Source organism: Roseimicrobium sp. ORNL1 (genome assembly GCF_011044495.1).
Lineage (GTDB): Bacteria > Verrucomicrobiota > Verrucomicrobiia > Verrucomicrobiales > Verrucomicrobiaceae > Roseimicrobium.
This window is the reverse complement of record NZ_CP049143.1, coordinates 2700631-2716959: the sequence shown is the minus strand read 5'-3', so window position 1 is coordinate 2716959 and position 16329 is coordinate 2700631. Positions and strand designations below refer to the sequence as shown.

Below are 16329 nucleotides of genomic sequence, written 5' to 3'. Positions count from 1 at the left end.
CATGAACTTCCTTGCCAAACTCATCCGCAATCTCACCTTTGTGATCGCGCTCGGGGGCTTCGTGAGTGTGGCGCTCCTGCTGCAGAAAATCAAAGCGGAGGACCAGGCGAAGATTCTACCACCACCGGTGGCTCCTGCGACGAAGCCCTTTGCCAGCACGGTGGCGGCGACGGGCATTTTGGAAGCACTGAGTGAGAACGTTTCCATCGGCGTGCCTGCGGCGGGTCTCGTCACCGAGGTGCTGGTGAAGGTGAATGACAACGTGAAGGTGAATGACCCACTCTTCCGACTGGATGACCGCGACTTCCAGGCGACCCTGCTGCGTCACCGTGCCATGGTGGAAGTTTCCAAGGCAAACATCGAAGTCGCCAGGGCGACCGTCGTGAAGCAGGAAGACCTCTACAAGCGTGTGCGCGACATGCCCGACCGCCGCGCCATCAGCGAGGATGAAGTGCGCCAGCGCGAGAATGATGTGAATGTGGCCAAAGCCCAGCTCGCCGCGAGCAATGCGCAGCTCCTCGCTTCCGAGGCGGATGTGAAGCAGACGGAGCTGCTCATCCAGCGCCTCACCGTGCGCGCCCCGAGAGAGGGAACCATTCTGCAGGTGAACATCCGCGCCGGCGAATATGCTGCCACCGCGCCGAAGTCTCCCGCGATGGTGCTCGGTGACTTGGACCGGCTCCAGGTGCGTGCCGATGTGGATGAACAGAACGCCACCCGCGTGCGCCCCGGTCAAGCCGCCAAGGCCTTCATCAAGGGAGACACGACGAATCCAATACCGCTGCAGTTCGTGCGCGTCGAGCCCTATGTGATTCCGAAAGTATCGCTGACTGGTGCGAGCACCGAGCGTGTGGACACACGTGTGCTCCAGGTGATTTATAGCCTGCAACGCCCCAAGGACCCGCCGATTTATGTGGGCCAGCAGGTGGATGTGTTTATTGATGCGGCGAGTGTGGCGAGTGGGAGTGGAAGTGCCGGCGCGAAGGCAGAGGAGAAGACGGCGGCGAAGTAGGTCAACAAAGTAGCTACGGCTTCAGCCGTACGGGTGTGATTTGCCAGCCGCCGACGTCCCGCTTCGTGCATGAGCGCCAAGTTAACAGAAATGTGTGACATCATCGAGAAGTAGGATTCACACGAATGATCTGGATGCTGTGACGCGCAGCGTCCTTGGACTGCGTGCAGCCTGCTGCCGCTTTCTAGAGTCCACAGCCTGCTGTGGCGATGGCGACACTCACTCATCGGGTAATGTGTCCCAGAGAGCTTGGCGACTTCGTCGCGGTGAGGCGTGCAGCAGGCTGCACTTTAGGAAAGCGGCAGCAGGCTGTCGCAGTCCAAGGCCTTCGGCACCGGTTCCATATCCTCAACCTGACGCTCACGCGCGAGGTGGGACTAGTGTCGCCCCTCGAACACGGAGCAATTCACGCGGCAGCGGGCGCGGATATGCAGAGGCAGAGCAAAGTAGCTACGGCTTCAGCCGTACGTATTCGGCACGTAGCGCCACTGATTCGACTGAAGTCGAAGCTACTTTGTGGATGAGCCCCAGCGTCAGAGCTGGTCTTTGTCCACCACTTTCGAACCGTTGAACGCGTCGGTATGATGCCTCCAACCTTCGGGCAGCCACTCAAAAGAGTTCTCTTTTGCTGTCATAGCACGGTCACCTCCGTTCGTGGGATTCCAGCCCTGGGACAACGCCCATCGCAACGACGCAGCAACATGCCCTGGCGTGTGCTCGAAATCCCGGGAGAAAGTATCGAAGAACAAATGATGCGGGCTGCCCGCCTGTCCCACCGTGACCACATCATTGGAACACAGATAGCAATGCGCGCTGTAGTGCCAGAGCCATTCGACTCCATCCACAACGATTTTGCGTGTGCCCTTCTTCGGCCAGGCCATAAAATGAAACTACCTCCTCTGAGTAGAATCTCAACTCCAACGCCAACACCATTCCCATACTCTTCGAACGACGTGAACATGGATGAGCGTCAGCGGAACAAAGTAGCTGCGGGTTCAGCCGTATGTATTCGGCTGCAGTGCGACTGATTCGGATGAAGTCGAAGGTACTTGCATGCAGCAGTGTCGCAGGGAGCCAGACTTGCTGGGGTGTCCTTCACACAAAACTTCTCTCATGTAGCGGGAGCAGGTTCCCTCCGACCACTGCGCGGCTTGAGCATAAGCAACAAAATGAGGGCAATTCCCGTGACACCAACCGCACCCCATTTCAACCATTTCATCTGTCGTGGGAAGTCTCCCTTGGCGATGTCCTTGCGGAGCTCCTCCTCCATTCCACGCAGGATGGCAGCTTCCACTTCCGTCCAATGACCTTTTGCGAGGGCCAAGCGGATTCTCTTCACGGCCCATCTACGAAGATTTTGTGCGGAGTAATCCTCCCACCGATTCCCCACTTCAGCGAGGCGGTTACTACTGATGGCACCAGTGGTCTTGAGGAGCGCATTCCATTTTTCGGCAACGTCCTCCAGCATTTCAAGATGCGCGTATCCCATGCTGTCGTTTGCGAAGACGTCTTCGATGGTGGATTCATGCGCAATGAGCCAATCAAGGACCAGAGGAAGGTCTGGGATGGAGAGTGAGACCGGTCCTATTTCCCGCTCGAAGTAGTCGATTGGATAGCTGCAACTCAGCCATGCCACCATCTTCGCAGTGGACGAATCCACCGCATACCACTCCTTGAGAGCGTCCTGGCTGCCTTTGGCATCGTGCCATTTCAGGTACGCGGCCTTGACCTTCTCGCGCTCCACCGGGTCCTTGATGGCTTGATCCAGTTGAAGCAGCCATTCGTTTCGATCCCAGGAAGCACGCGCTGTTGTAAATATGCCTGCACAAAGCAAGAGGGCCAATACAACCATGGGTACAGGCAGCAGATGCCAAGCGGATTTGAGCATAGGATAATCCTGCACCAAGAGGCTCCATGCTGCAATGCTACGGCTTCAGCGATGTGTGTTTGGCCGCAGCGCGACTGATTCGACTGAAGTCGAAGCTACTTTGCATGCAGCATCCTCGGAAGGAGCGGGACTTGCCGAAGTCCCGCGGTCTTCCCCTACTCCGCCAACGGCCGATTCAACTCCGTGCGATACAGGCTCCCATCCGGCCCGACTTCGGGACCGACGAGATACCGCTCCCAGAGGTCCCGGGTGCCTTTGAGGCCCTGCGTTTCGATCCACTCTTCGAATTCGCCCCAGGCATCGCCCATGCCTTCATAGGGACCGTGGTAGACGGTCCGGATGACTTTCATGCCGGGCCACACGCCGGGGATGACGCGGCCCACGGGCTTCACGGCAGCGGTGACGGGGACGCAGATTTCAAAGTCGAAGATTTCCGGCTCGATGCGCAGGTGATGCGTGAACCACACGCCGGCGGGGCCGATGCCCTGTGCCTTCACGGCAGCCATGATTTCGGTGAGCCCGGGCATCATGGCTTCCCCGATCTGTGCACGAGGAACCGTGACGGGGATGATGGCGGCGTGCAGCGTGCTGGTCTGGATGATTTGGGGAGATTCGATCATGGCGGTGGTCTCTCTATCTTTCGTGAGTGGGTTGATTCCTTTGGTCAAACCCATGACGAACGCCCCCTCCCGCCCAGGACATGCGTCCCTGCTTTTTTGAATTCCCCGTGACTATTTCTTTCTCACCACCTTCGCCTCGAATTCTCCGATGAGGTGGGACTTCTTGTAGTCCGGCAGGGAGATGTGAATGGCGAGTTTGGCGCTGTCCGCGGTCTCGCTGAGCACGGTCAGGCGCATGGAATACTCACCACTGTACGTCAGCGTGCCCGGAAACTTCGCGCCCTTCTTGGCGAACTTCATGTGCACGGCTGGACTCTTGTCCGAGTCTGGGGTGATGACCCACTCCTTTTGCTCGCCAGGCTTGACGAAGATCACGAGCGACGTTGCCGGCCAGTTCCCCAGTTTGTCAGCGGATTCAATGCGCAACGCCGCGTCACTCCATTCCGCTTTTCCCAGGGTGAAGGGCGCCCCGTAGAGTTCCCCCTTGAGCGGACCTTCAATTTTGTCGGCGGGCGCATCGATCTTCCATTCCGCAAAGAGGGTGGTAGAGGTCAGGAGGAGGAGGGAAAGGGCGAAGACTGGGAGGTGTTTCATGGAAGCGGCGCAGTGTGAGGAATGAAACGAAATAGCGACAAATGAACGGTGAGTTTACGCCAGTGCATTACCGGACGGCAATGGGAAAGCCGGTGCCGCAATCCGTAGTGGGATGGTAATGGGAAGTGGTTGGCTGGTCAGGCCGGAGGCCTAACGACCACTGTCAGGCGGAGACGCCTAACCTCCGACTGAGTCTACTCATGCAAATACGCCCAGTCGCGGATGCGCTGGAGACCTCCGCCGTAGCCGGTCTCGGGATAGTTCTGCAGGGGGAAATAGAGGAACTCGTCGAAGTTGATGCCGCCGCTCGGGGTGCTCACGCTCAGGATCCAGGGATTGCCCTCGTAGTCCTTGCTGTCTTTCGCCTTGGGGTAGTAGCGATAGGTGGGATAGGCCATGATGCCGGTGCGGGGCACGGTGGGGAGATACTGCGGCACCAGCGACTCCAGGGAAGGCGGCGGTGCGCCGTGTTCCTTCTCATATTTCTTGATGGCCTCTACCAGAGGAGCGCTGCGTTCCGCGAGTCGATTAAAAGCCCGGTGGCGCACCAGCTGTCCAAAAAATTCTCCGGCAACGAGGGAGGCAAGGAACACGAGTGTGGCACACCACCACGCGAGCATGAGCGACCTCTCCTCCCGCCACAAGAGCGCTCGCAGCGGAAGGATCACCACCATCAACAACGCTGGAAAGACGGCGAGGAAGTAAGGCAGCTTGAACCACAAAAACATCATATGCCCCACGGGAGCTACTGCGAGACTGCTGAAAATCACGAGAACGGGAAACGTGGAGAGAATCCACGGCCACCATGTTCGCAGGGATTTGGAGTGAAACGCTTGCAGGAAGGTCATGCGGTCAGCGGTGGAGCAGCGGGATGGTTATGGGATGTGGTGTGGTGGTTGGAGCTCCAGGACTGCTGGTCAGGCCGGAGGCCTAACATCCACTGTCAGGCGGGGACGCCTAACCTCCGAGAAGTCTACTTCCCCTGCTGGGATTGCTTGTCCCGCTGGATGCTGGTTTCGCGGGGCATGTTGTCGTAGATGACGTTGTAGTTCTCGGAGATGACCCAGTGTGCGGCGCCGTCCACGCGGGTGAGTTTTACCGTGAGGTAGTTTCCGAATCGAATGGGTTTGCCGTCGGAGAGCATGGGAGAGAAGGTCCAGAGCTTGAGGGCCTCACTGGCGGCGAAGACGGCGGGGTGGCGCCAGTCATCGGCGGCGTAGGTGCGGGACTCGGTGTCCTGGGTGAAGTGCTTCTCGAACGTCACGGTTCCATTTTCATTGATGAAGTAGTCGAGGCGGAATTCCATGGAGTCGCCTTCCCACTTGAAGTCCTCCGGCAGTGTGGGGCTTTGGAAGTATTTTAATACCGGCCACGTGGTGATGGGAGATACGTCCAGGGTGAGATCACTCTTCACGAGCTTGAAGGGCCAGAAGGCATTCATGTCTCCTGATTCGGAAGCGCCGCCGCGGCCACCCATGATGAAGCCTTTTTTCTTCGTCACGGGATGGAGCCAGTTAGACTTGCCATCTGAGACGAGCTTCATGGCGGGCCACGTGGTGTCCTTGGGATAGCCTTTGAGTTCAAGGGTGATGACGCCATCCGCCGCCACGCTGTAGGTGCCGCGATAGCCGATGTAGGTGTAGCCGTATTCGCCGAGGACGACTTCGTTGTTCGCGCGGAAGCTCAGGGCGGTATCGGAGTCCATGCCGTAGAGCTTGCCGGAGCGGGAGATGAAGGTCTCGGGTGGTGACTTCTGGAGATTGGCCGCGAGGAGGGAGATGACTTGAGCCTGCGTGAGCTCGCGCCCGGAGCCGCGCTTGGATTCTTTGCCGAGACCGATGTCGGCGTGGGAATAGGGTGTGATATACCCTGATAGGAGGAGGGTGAGGAACGCGGCAATGAGCAACGGCAGCGGCTGACTACGATGGTGGTAGTGCATGGCGAGGGGGCGCTGGAGTAACGGAGTAACGGAGTAACGGAGTAACGGAGTAACGGAGTGATGGAGTAGTGGAATGGTGCGGTATTTGGTGGATGGTGTCACGGGGAAAGTGGATGGTGTGGGTTGGTGCGTGGGCCGTTCCCACCATCGGAGGTGAAGCCCTTTCACGGGAGGAGTCCGGTTGTGAAACGTCTCGTGATGTCATCTGTGCAGGCTGGGATTGGGATTACCTTGCAGCAGGCCACCTTGCGCGAAGCGCCTTGGAGTGCGTGTGCGAAGCACCGCTTTGAAACGTCTCCACAGCCTTGCTACGCCCTCGTTTCCAAAGCCACGAATAGGTTAGAACGGCAGGAGGAGAGTCCGGGGGTAGATAAGAGGCGCATCCGGATTGTCTGAGTCACACCCAAAGCGGTGCTTCGCACACGCACTCCAAGGCGCTTCGCGCAAGGTGGTGAGATGAAGGGCTCTGCACTGTGATATGGCAGGTTGGGGTCACGAGACATTTCGTCGGGGGTAGTTTGAAGTCGGTGGAGTTGGTTGCGCCACGGGCACGTACGGCTGAAGCCGTAGCTACTTTCTTTGTGGCGACTTCGTCGCGGTGAAGCGTGCAGCAGGCTGCACTTTAGGAAAGCGGCAGCAGGCTTCCGCAGTCCAAGGACGCTGCGCGTCACAGTATCTGGATCTGTCGTGAATGCTCCACCGTCACACCGCTTACCGCTTACCGCTTACCGCCCCACCGGCTCACGCCTTCTCATCCTTCTTCGCATGCCGCGGGTCGTAATAGATATGCACATCCGCTTCCTTCGCGCCGATGATTTGCTGGGCGCGCTTTAGGGCGTTTCGCGTGGCGATGTTGGGATTCTGGGCGCTGCCCATGAAGAAATTTTCGCGGCCGATTTCCTGCAGCACGCCGCTGTCGCGCAGGACGCGGTACACGTCCCTCCCGGCGCCGCTGATGATGAGGTCGCGGCCGGCCCTGCGCATGGTTTGCACGAGTTCCTCCAGGGCCATCACGCTGGTGGCGTCGAGGTGGCGGGCATTCTTCAGGCGCAGGATGATGATGCGCAGATTGGGGTCGGAGCAGGTGCGCTGGATCTGCGTGCGGAAGAGTTCCGCAGCGCCGAAGAAGAGGTCGCCCTCCACGTGCACAATCGAGATGGAAGGGTGCTGGCGCTGGGCATTGAGCGCAGCCTCGGCGAGGTTGCCCTCCTTGTTGAACTCGTATTCCACCAGCGAGGGACGTGCGGCCTTGCGCAGGTAGAGCATGATGGCCACGCCCACGCCGGTGAAGATGGCCACGTGCAGCGGCACCAGCAGCGTGGCGATGAAGGTGACCATGAAGACGAAGGCATCCGACTTCGTGGCGCGCAGGCAGATGCGGATCTGCTTCTTGTGAATGAGCGAGATGGCGATGCAGATCACCAGGGTGGCGAGTGCGGCCTTCGGCAGATAGACGATGAGCGGTCCCAAGGTGAGCGCGCCAGTGAGGCACACGGCGCCACCCACCAGGCTGGAGACGGCAGTGCGCGCGCCGCTTTCGAAGTTCAACGCGGAACGCGTGAGGCTGCCGCTGGCGGGCATGCCGGCGAAGTAGGCACACGCGAGATTCGCCGCGCCGAGGCTGAGCATGTCCTGATTCGGGTCCACGCGGTAGTTCCCGCGGCTGGCGAGCGTCTTGGCCATGACGCTGTTCTCCAGGTTCGCGACAAAGGCGATACCGATGGCGAGGCCGAAGAGCTGGGCGAACTGCGAAGGCGCCTCCGAGGAGAGGAACGAGGGGAACGGCGGCAGGAGATGCGCCGCATCGAGTTCCCCACTGCTGAAGGTGGGCAGGTGAATATCAAACCGCTGCAGCAGCAGGCACACCAGGGGACCGGGCACGAGGCTGATGATGAAGGCGGGCCACTTCGGCTTCCAATAACGAAGCGCGGTGTAGCAGCCCGCCGTCGCGAGCGCCACGAGCAGGGCCCACCAGTTCGCCGCGCCCAGGTGCGTGAGGAAGTTCCACACGTTGCCAAAGACATTGCCCGGCGCAGACTCACCCTCCTTCATGTGCGTGGCCACGCGTGCCACGCCGAGGAGTGCCGGAGCCTGATTGATGACAATCATCACCGAGGCACCGGTGACATACGCGACCATGACGCTGCGGCTGATGTACTGCGCGAGATCCGCGACGCGGAAGTAGGCGCCGAGAATGAGCATGGCCCCCACGAGGAACACCAGCATGGGCATGAGCTGGAGCTGGTCGAGGTGAGGGTATGATGCAAAATAGGAGAAGATGATGAAGGCCGAGCCATTCGTGGGGCCGAGCACCGTGTGTCGCGAGCTAGCCAGCCACGGTCCCACCAGGGCGGAGACAGCGGAGCACATGACGCCGTAGCGCAGCGGCAGCCCGGCCATGGAGGCGAAGGCCATGCCCTGGCAGAAGCCGAGCAGGGCCACATTGATACCGGCGCGCACATCGGCTTTGGCCTTCACCGTATTGTACCCGGTGAGGGTGCGCTTCAGCGGGAAGGGATCGAGCGGGTTCTCCAGGGCGAACTTCCGCGCCGCGTCCCAGAAGGTCCACAACCCGTGCCAGAGCTTTGCCGTGCCTGCCTGCCAGTTCAAAGAGGAAGTCCTTCCTGTGCGGTGTTGGATTGGAGTTGCATCAGGCCGACTCAAGAAGGGAGCGCTGGCCTCTGACCGGCGGGTGGGGTGTCATCAGGTCAGCGAGCCGCAACGCGCCGGGAACGAGGCGTTCCCGCTCCTTGGGCCTGGTACCACGTGATGGACGATGGTGTATCAGGAATGGTGATTCGGCTACCGCGCGGATGATCTGGCGCGGCGATCGATCAAGGAGCGGGGACGCCTCGTCCCCGAACCCCTGACGCCAAACTCGCACCGCCTTCCGCATGCTACGACGGGTGGCACCGGGGCATTCCATGTCGTACGCGCCCGCGCATGTCACCTCAAGGGCTGAAGAACGAGGCGTTCCCCCTCCCTGGGCCTGAGGCGCTGTCATGGAGGTTGGTGAGCCAGAGTTCATGCAGGGATATGAAGAGAGCGGAGGCACCCCACTCCCTGCTGCTCGCGCTGTGTTGGGTTCACCGTCACACGGACTCGTTACGTCTGCGGTCACTTCTCCATGCCGAAGAAGTCGCGGAAGACATGGCGGTAGACCTCGCGCTTGAATCGGGGCACCCAGTCCATGTCAAACTTCTCCGGCTTGATCCACTTCCACTTGTCAAACTCACGGTGGGCAGTGTTCAGATTGATGTCTGTGTCACGGCCGAGGAAGCGGCAGAGGTAGTACACTTGCTCCTGCCCGCCGTAGACGCCGTACTTCAGCCGGCCCTTGGGGAACTCATAGCGGTAGCCGCCCTTGCGGTCGAGGATCTGGATGTTCTCCGGCTTGAGTCCGATTTCCTCCTCCACTTCGCGGAAGAAGGCATCGTCCCAGCCCTCTCCCATGTCCACCCCGCCCTGCGGGAATTGCCAGGCGCCCTTCAACCCCGCGCGCTGGGCCACGAGGATGTTGTTCTCCATGTTCAGCATGATGGCGGCGACGTTCGGCCGGTAGAGCACGGGGGCTGGTACGGGCGTGACGCTGCCGGTGGCTCCTGCTGCTCCTGCAGTCACGGGCGTGGGGACCGGTGCAGGGACGACTCCCCCACCCGCATTTCCTTCACTGGAAACGGGCTGCGCCATCGTAACGTCTTGAGGGGGAACAGGCATGAAGGACGGGCCTTTAAAAATTTCTTCCATTTTTGAGAATTTGCAACCGGGTTTGTCAAGACCTCTTAAGTTTTTGGCCACCCGATTTCCGGCGCTTTCTCAAGCACAGGATGGGCCGGAGGGGTACCTTTTTTCACTTGGCAGAGGCTCTCCTTTGGGCTTCGTGGAGAACGACAAACCCCATCATGAAAGCGTTCATCTTTGACCTCGACGGCACTCTGATTGATTCCCTGGCAGACATCGCTGAGGCGGTGAACCGCATGCTGATTGAGCGGGGGTATCCCCGGGCGCCGCTGACGGCCTTTCCCCGGTACATCGGGGATGGCGTGCGGCCCCTCGTGGAGCGGGCGCTGCCGCCTGAGGTGCTCGCCACGGAGGACATCGATGCCCGGGTGGCGGAGTATCAGCGGCACTACAATGACGTGTGGAAGGACGCGACCGTCCCCTACACCGGCATCCGCGAGACACTCTCAGACCTGAAGGAGCGGGGCATGAAGCTGGCCGTGCTCTCCAACAAGCCGGACCATTTCACCAAGCTGTGCTGTTCACACTTCTTCCCAGACGCGGGGTTCGAAGCAGTCTTTGGTGCGCGCTCGAATGTGCCACGCAAGCCGCATCCGCAGGGTGCTTTTGACATCTGCGAAATCCTCGGGGTGACCCCGGGTGAGTGCGCCTATGTGGGCGACTCGGGCATCGACATGGAGCTCGCGGTGAATGCCGGCATGCTGCCCGTGGGCGTGCGCTGGGGATTCCGCGGTGAGGCCGAGCTGAAGGCGAAGGGCGCGCGCGAGATTGTGGCGCACCCGGATGACCTGATCTGCCTGGTGACCGGGGTGTGCTGAGGGATGCGGATTTGAGATTTGATGGTCCCTAGCGTCCGAGAGGATCTTCGAGTTCAAAACCTATCCACCCTCCTACACTATGAAAAGCGCCTCGCACAACGTTACTGAGCTACGTGTTGACCGCAAAAGCTATGTGATGTTGTGCGGCCCATGGGTTGGATTAGCACTTTTCGGAGGCTTCGTTGCCTTTGAACGTCCACAAACTGACGCTTGGATTGCTTCCTTAATTCCGATTGCAATAGCGAGTGGAATTTGGCTTTGGCTGAACAATCTTCGAATTGATCTGAGGTGTGGCGTCTTGGTATATCACAATGGCTTCTTCAAAACTATTGAGGTGATGCTGGACGAGGTGGACGCTGTACATCAAAGCTCGCGTAGCCTGGTTTTGGGACTTCTAAATAAGGAAAGCGTTGTGATTAACTTAAAGCCATTCAGATTCACCGACGTTGCAAAGCTTAAGAGCGAATTAAAGCGTGAATTGGCTGAGAGAGATAAGGCTGCAGGAGAAGAACAACGTAGGGAAGCAGGGAACGATGTTGGATAGTTGGAGCGAGCAGTTTTCCATGAGCAATTCGCTTGTGTGGTGTCACGTAGGTTCCTTGAATAACTCTGATGTCTCTCGGATGGCAAGGAACCGGTCCATGTATGCTTAAAAACCGAATGAGTTCTTACGCCGAAGGCGTTGCACATTGTCCAGCCCAAGGGTCAGCTTGCGAAGCAAGCGCCACCTTGGGTAGCGGTCGGAAACGAATCGAACGCCGAAGGTGTTCTACAAACAGCCGTTTAGGCGGGACAACATGGCGCAGGGATGGACCGTGTTTGTGGAACACCTTCGGCGTTCATGAATTATGATGCCGTCCCGGGGTGGCGCCCGCTTCGCGGGCTGACCCCGGGCTATGCATGTGCAACGCCTTCGGCGTAGGAGTTGCCAAAACCTGTAGCCGCAGCCTGGGTCATCTTATCATTGAACAAACTTGCGTGACACCACACCAGGGCTCCGGAAAGCGGCCCGGTCACTGGCTGCACAAAAAAGTGGAGGATCGTGCAGAATTAGCTAGTCACATTTCGTAGTTTTCGCTAAATATTCAGCGAATGTCGTTGCGCCATGACTGAAAATCTGGACTCCGTGAATGCACGGGGCGCAACCCTCGTCGAAGCAGGGTGAAATGGCGGAAGGCATGTGTGGGTATCGTTGTACGGAGCAACAACAACAGGGATGGCGTGAGTACTTCAGCTCGCGTCTGGTGGTTGGTTGCAAAAACTTCGTGCAATCTGCTTTAGATTTGCAAGATGCATGAGGTTACGAACTTTTAAATGGGGAGTGAATTAACATGGGGTTGTCAGCATTTTCATCAACATCGGTAGCGGCGGCGGCGGGATCAACGTGGGCGTCAGCGATAACTTCAGCAGGAATGGCTTGGTGCGAGCCGGAAGAACTCTCGCCCTGGCAGGAGGAAGCTGTGGAGCAGGTGGCCTGGGCGATATCCGAGGACGCGGTATTTCCGCCGGATATGGAGGCGCTATGCGCGGTGGCCGGCATGTCCCCGATGCATCTGGAGCGGGCCTTCCACCTGTGCTTCGGGGTTTCGCTGAAGAGCTATGCGCACACGGAGTGGCAGAAGCGGCTGCAACAGGAGCGCGAGCGCGAGCAGCGCGATGGTGGATGCGCGCGTGGGCGTGACCGTGACCGTGAACGTGAGGTGGCGCGGGAGTGGTTGATTGCGGCGATTTGAGGGGGGGAGGTAGAGTGCGTGCCAGGCTGCATGCTTGGCCCGTGCTGGCAACGGTGTGAAATTTCCCAGAGGGATTGCCGCAGGCCCAAGGAGGGGGAACGCCTCGTTCCCCAACCCCTGACGTGAGTCCCGCTCCGCCTTTTGCAGGTGACGCACGTCCCCCTCCCCATCCACGGTCATCTCCGCCCCACGCAAAGATACCCGGCTGGGAACGCGCACACGCTCCGCATCACGCTTACTCCTGTCACCTCAGGGGCCGCGCCGGGGAACGAGGCGTTCCCCCTCCTTGGGCATGGGGCGATGTGGTGGAGTATGGTGTATCAGGGGTGGTGTGAGGGGCTTTGAGTGTTCTATGATCTCAGGTGTGAATGTCCCGTGAGAAGAACGAGCAGTAAAAGATGAAGAGGCTCTTTGGTAATCCTGCCTGGCTCATTTTCACCTGGCATGAAGAAGGAGCGCTTTGCGTCTTGGAGTGCGGTGGCAAAGGCCTCCCTTGAGGCCGCGACACCGCTTTGAACGGAGCGCGATCGTTGAGTTCATCCGCATCGCTCTCCGACACCGAGCATGTGCAGCAGAGGCGCCTCTCGTTTCCGGTTTCCCGTTCCTATCAAAGCAGCGTCTCATTGCACGCCGTTTCCCTCCGGTCAAAGCGGTGCTTCGCACACGCACTCCAAGGCGCTGCGCGCAAGGTGGTGCGTGGAGGAGACGTGTCCTGTTTCACGAGATGATTGTGTCCCGGGGACCGTCGCTGGTGACTTGGGGAAAATCGCTTCGACGATGTTGGTGGAGGATGGTATATCAGGAAGGGCGTCATTCACCTTGAGTGGGTGAATGCATGGACGTCTCGTGAGAAGAACGAGCAATGAAAGATGAAGCGGCTCTGTGATGAACCACCTTGCGCGAAGCGCCTTGGAGTGCGTGTGCGAAGCACCGCTTTGAACGGAGCGCTATCGCTGACTTCACCGCCTCGCTTTCCAATACCGGGCGATTGCGATAGAGACGGTTCTCTTGAGGCGATTCTTGTTTTCCGTTCCTCGTTCCTGTCAGAGCGGCATCTCGGTGAGAACATTTTTCCTTCGCTCAAAGCGGTGTCGCGGCCTCAAGGGAGGCCTTTGCCACCGCACTCCACGACGCAAAGCGAACTGGTACGTCGAGTCGGTTTTTAGTGCTCCATTCCCCTGCTGAAGCCACACACACTCCATCCAGAGGCCTCGACCTACCGCAGCAGTGGAAAGGGAATTGAGGGAAGCATCATTGCATCCCCTCCCCTCAGGCTATCAACCATCAACCAAAGACTATCAACTCTTCGACCTACTTCTTCCCCGTCGCCGCAGGCTTGAACGTAAACTCATCCTCACCGGCGAAGATTTCCGTGATGGTGCTTTCCTTGTGCTGGTCGCGCCATTTCACGAGGGCGGTCTTCATGGCGTCGAAGACTTCGGGGAACTTCGTCTTCACGTCACGTTCGCAGTGCTTGTCCTCTTCGAGGTCAAAGAGGCGGAAGATGGGGCCTTTCACACCGGGGGTATAGACAAGCTTGAAGCGCTGGGTGCGCAGCACGCGCTCCTTCGTACGGATGACGTCCTCCTGGTACTTGTCCTTCAGCACAAAGTGGAAGTCGAACTCGGGGTCAATGGTGGTGGTCTCATCCATCGCGGGGATGTAGAGAGGCTCCTCGCCGGGAATCTTGCGGCGGAAGAAGAGGTAGCTGGTCTCTCCGTACCAGGCGAGGGAGAGGTCGGCATTCCCCTTGATATAGGGCACGAGGCTCTTCCCTTCGAAGCGGGGCTCGGGGGCGTGGCCGGTGAGCTCCAGCAGCGTGGGCGCGAAGTCGATGCTGCGGGTGATCTTGTCCGAGGTACGGCCGCGATTCTCCACGCCGGGGACGCGGAGGACGAAGGGGATGTTGTTGCTCTGGTCGCCGCCGTTGAAGGTGAGACCGTGGCCGAAGGTGACATTCGGCTCGAAGAGGTCGTCCCCGTGGTCGGCGGTGATGAGCACGATGGTGTCATCCTTCAGGCCGGAGGCTTCCAGCTCGGCCATGATGCGGCCCACGCAATCGTCGAACATGCGGATGCAGCCGTCATAGAGCGCATCGATTTGCTCCACGTCCTTCTTCGGCAGCTTCTCCCACTTGTTGCCGATGTCCACGTTGCCGATGAATTCATCCACATTGAGCTTCAGCTCGAAGTTGTGGTCGCCCTTGTAGGCGGGGTCGGCCCAGATGTCCGCATACTGGCGCGGGGTGCGGTAGGGAAGGTGGGTGCAGGAGTAGAAGGCGAAAAGGATGAAGGGCTTCTCATCTTCCTTCCGCTCCTGGAGGCGGTCGACGACCTGGTTGGTCACGACATCGGGGGTCATGAAGTTCGCGAAGGACTTGAGCTTGGGGAAGAGCCAGTGGCCGGCACGGTTGTCAAAGAAGAGGGGCAGGATCTGGTGGTGCAGGTAGACCACCTCGCTCATGTAGACCTTGAAGTTGTCGAAGTCAGACACGGTGACGTCCTCGAAACCCATGGGCAGTTCCTTGAACCCGCAGGCACACCAGTCGCCGATGACGGCAGTGTCATAGCCCTTGCTCCGCAGGATGGTGCCGAGCCCGGGCGAGGTGGCATTGGCCTTGGCCACTTGTTCCTTGTTCGGGAACATGTGCTGGATGCCATGCGTGTGCGGGTACTGGCTGGAGAACATGGTCGTGAGACTCTCCAGGGTGGACGCGATGGGTGTGAAACACTTGCGGAAGGTGATGCCCTCCGCGGCGATGCGGTCGATGTGCGGTGAGGTGACGCGGCCGTAGCCGTTGCACGACAGGCGGTCGGAACGGAAGGAGTCCGAGGCGAGGATGAGGATGTTCTTCGGCTTGGTCTTGGGCTTGGGGGCCTGCTCCACCGCGGGAGTGTGCCTGGAGTCATCCTTGATGAAGCCATACCCTGTGACGACCATGCCGATGAGAATGACCACCGGGCCCACGAGCGGCCAGGGGACCATCCCGGGGCGGGACTTCAGGAAGCGGCGCAGTTCATTGAGGTAAAAGAGACCGCACACCAGCACCGCAATGGCGGGGAAGATGTACAGGACGAAGAAGCCGAAGCCCTGCTGGATGGCCGCGCCAAACCAGTCGCCGAATTTTTTCCATCCCTGGTCAAAGTAGCTGTAGTTCCCGAAGTAGGGCTTGTTCAGCATGAGACGGAAGACAAAGAAGCCGTACAGCGCGCCGCACAGGGCCAGCGCACGCCAGATGACCCCCCAGCGGCCAAAGACCTGCCACTTCCGCCACAGGAGGATGATGGGATAGATGATGGCGGTGAAGATGATGGCCACGATGATGTAGGCCTTCATCACCTCCACATTGCTCCAGACGAGGTAGAACCAGTGGTGGCCGACGGCGACCTCCGTGAAGCGATTGTTGAACCCGTAGGTATTCCCCGCGAAAGTGAGCAGCGCATTGATATACCAGCCCACCAGGGTGGCCAGTACGGTGCAGACCGTGAAGCGGAAGACCGTGCGGCGGCTCAGTTCCTGAGTCTTCTTGGTGAGAGGTCCTTGCCCGGGAGTAGGCTCAGTTTGTGGCATGGAATTGTGGGGGGATCTGCAATCTTGGGAGGAGAGGCTGCGGAGGGAGACCATAGCGCGATCAGGGAAAGCCGCAACCTGTCAGACATGTAGGATGTACGCTGGTTTTGGAGTGTGACTTGCGGGGGGGATGAAAGAACGCGGCGCGGGGTGCGGGGGATGGTGCCGGGGAAGGAATGGCCGTCCCGCTTCGCGGATGTGCGTCTGGAGAAGGTTTGTGCCCTCGATGCGTCTCGTGACTGGGCCAAGTTTGGTTCGCAGAGCGCATGGCGCATGGCGAAGGGCCGCTCTCCCAAGGAGCGGCGTGCTTTAGCCGCCGTGGGAGGGTGAAAGGCATGGCCTGCGCCGCACTTCGCACCATCATGTGACAAGAATCCTGTGGCTGCTGAAAGAGGCGTTCGCGGTCACTCGGCG

The 16329-nt window shown here is 59.4% G+C and carries 14 protein-coding genes; 5 read left to right on the top strand and 9 right to left on the bottom strand.

Annotation, left to right across the window (positions count from 1 at the left end; genetic code table 11):
- The first annotated feature begins 1 nt into the window (after nt 1).
- Nucleotides 2-1012: an efflux RND transporter periplasmic adaptor subunit gene (locus G5S37_RS11070; RefSeq protein WP_165203696.1), complete on the top strand. Its 1011-nt coding sequence runs from the start codon at nt 2-4 to the stop codon at nt 1010-1012.
- Between the two features lie 533 nt (nt 1013-1545).
- On the opposite strand, the gene G5S37_RS11065 is transcribed toward G5S37_RS11070, so the two are convergent.
- The 8 genes from G5S37_RS11065 to G5S37_RS11030 all read right to left on the bottom strand — a co-directional run bounded on the left by G5S37_RS11065 (nt 1546) and on the right by G5S37_RS11030 (nt 9770).
- Entirely contained in the window at nt 1546-1893 is a 348-nt protein-coding gene (locus G5S37_RS11065) for a hypothetical protein (RefSeq protein ID WP_165203694.1), read from the bottom strand.
- A 230-nt stretch (nt 1894-2123) separates the two neighbouring features.
- Nucleotides 2124-2900, bottom strand: a complete 777-nt coding sequence (locus G5S37_RS11060) for a hypothetical protein (RefSeq protein ID WP_165203692.1) — start codon at nt 2898-2900, stop codon at nt 2124-2126.
- A 155-nt stretch (nt 2901-3055) separates the two neighbouring features.
- On the bottom strand, nt 3056-3520 hold the full coding sequence (locus G5S37_RS11055; protein WP_165203690.1) for a GyrI-like domain-containing protein: 465 nt from the start codon (nt 3518-3520) through the stop codon (nt 3056-3058).
- Nucleotides 3521-3631: 111 nt separating this feature from the next.
- Nucleotides 3632-4114, bottom strand: a complete 483-nt coding sequence (locus G5S37_RS11050) for a hypothetical protein (RefSeq protein ID WP_165203688.1) — start codon at nt 4112-4114, stop codon at nt 3632-3634.
- A 194-nt stretch (nt 4115-4308) separates the two neighbouring features.
- A complete protein-coding gene (locus G5S37_RS11045) occupies nt 4309-4962 on the bottom strand; it encodes a hypothetical protein (RefSeq protein ID WP_165203686.1) in 654 nt (217 codons plus the stop codon).
- Between the two features lie 125 nt (nt 4963-5087).
- A complete protein-coding gene (locus tag G5S37_RS11040) occupies nt 5088-6053 on the bottom strand; it encodes a hypothetical protein (RefSeq protein WP_165203684.1) in 966 nt (321 codons plus the stop codon).
- 741 nt (nt 6054-6794) lie between these two features.
- Nucleotides 6795-8663, bottom strand: coding sequence for a SulP family inorganic anion transporter (locus G5S37_RS11035; RefSeq protein ID WP_165203682.1), 1869 nt, complete (start codon nt 8661-8663; stop codon nt 6795-6797).
- A 507-nt stretch (nt 8664-9170) separates the two neighbouring features.
- Nucleotides 9171-9770 carry an NUDIX domain-containing protein gene (locus G5S37_RS11030; protein WP_240914849.1) on the bottom strand — a complete coding sequence of 200 codons (600 nt, stop codon included), beginning with the start codon at nt 9768-9770 and terminating at the stop codon, nt 9171-9173.
- 185 nt (nt 9771-9955) lie between these two features.
- Here G5S37_RS11030 and G5S37_RS11025 point away from each other — a divergent pair, with 185 nt between their 5' ends.
- The 3 genes from G5S37_RS11025 (at nt 9956) to G5S37_RS11015 (ending at nt 12345) form a co-directional block, all read left to right on the top strand.
- On the top strand, nt 9956-10612 hold the full coding sequence (locus tag G5S37_RS11025) for an HAD family hydrolase (protein ID WP_165203680.1): 657 nt from the start codon (nt 9956-9958) through the stop codon (nt 10610-10612).
- 79 nt (nt 10613-10691) lie between these two features.
- Nucleotides 10692-11156 (top strand): hypothetical protein, encoded by a 465-nt coding sequence (locus G5S37_RS11020; RefSeq protein WP_165203678.1) that lies wholly within the window; start codon nt 10692-10694, stop codon nt 11154-11156.
- A gap of 868 nt (nt 11157-12024) precedes the next feature.
- The gene (locus G5S37_RS11015; protein ID WP_165203676.1) at nt 12025-12345 is read left to right on the top strand and encodes a hypothetical protein; all 321 of its coding nucleotides are present in this window, start codon (nt 12025-12027) and stop codon (nt 12343-12345) included.
- Nucleotides 12346-13656: 1311 nt separating this feature from the next.
- Here G5S37_RS11015 and G5S37_RS11010 read toward each other — a convergent pair.
- A complete protein-coding gene (locus G5S37_RS11010) occupies nt 13657-15915 on the bottom strand; it encodes a sulfatase (protein ID WP_165203674.1) in 2259 nt (752 codons plus the stop codon).
- Between the two features lie 159 nt (nt 15916-16074).
- On the opposite strand from G5S37_RS11010, the gene G5S37_RS32270 reads away from it, so the two are divergent.
- Nucleotides 16075-16245, top strand: a complete 171-nt coding sequence (locus G5S37_RS32270; protein WP_206026391.1) for a hypothetical protein — start codon at nt 16075-16077, stop codon at nt 16243-16245.
- The last annotated feature ends 84 nt before the right edge of the window (nt 16246-16329 follow it).

Coding starts and splice junctions, on each gene's coding strand:
- G5S37_RS11070 (WP_165203696.1), top strand. CDS start 2: ATGAACTTCCTTGCCAAACTCATCCGCAATCTCACCTTTGTGATCGCG.
- G5S37_RS11030 (WP_240914849.1), bottom strand. CDS start 9,770: ATGCCTGTTCCCCCTCAAGACGTTACGATGGCGCAGCCCGTTTCCAGT.
- G5S37_RS11040 (WP_165203684.1), bottom strand. CDS start 6,053: ATGCACTACCACCATCGTAGTCAGCCGCTGCCGTTGCTCATTGCCGCG.
- G5S37_RS11010 (WP_165203674.1), bottom strand. CDS start 15,915: ATGCCACAAACTGAGCCTACTCCCGGGCAAGGACCTCTCACCAAGAAG.
- G5S37_RS11060 (WP_165203692.1), bottom strand. CDS start 2,900: ATGCTCAAATCCGCTTGGCATCTGCTGCCTGTACCCATGGTTGTATTG.
- G5S37_RS11065 (WP_165203694.1), bottom strand. CDS start 1,893: ATGGCCTGGCCGAAGAAGGGCACACGCAAAATCGTTGTGGATGGAGTC.
- G5S37_RS11020 (WP_165203678.1), top strand. CDS start 10,692: ATGAAAAGCGCCTCGCACAACGTTACTGAGCTACGTGTTGACCGCAAA.
- G5S37_RS32270 (WP_206026391.1), top strand. CDS start 16,075: ATGGTGCCGGGGAAGGAATGGCCGTCCCGCTTCGCGGATGTGCGTCTG.
- G5S37_RS11055 (WP_165203690.1), bottom strand. CDS start 3,520: ATGATCGAATCTCCCCAAATCATCCAGACCAGCACGCTGCACGCCGCC.
- G5S37_RS11045 (WP_165203686.1), bottom strand. CDS start 4,962: ATGACCTTCCTGCAAGCGTTTCACTCCAAATCCCTGCGAACATGGTGG.
- G5S37_RS11050 (WP_165203688.1), bottom strand. CDS start 4,114: ATGAAACACCTCCCAGTCTTCGCCCTTTCCCTCCTCCTCCTGACCTCT.
- G5S37_RS11015 (WP_165203676.1), top strand. CDS start 12,025: ATGGCTTGGTGCGAGCCGGAAGAACTCTCGCCCTGGCAGGAGGAAGCT.
- G5S37_RS11025 (WP_165203680.1), top strand. CDS start 9,956: ATGAAAGCGTTCATCTTTGACCTCGACGGCACTCTGATTGATTCCCTG.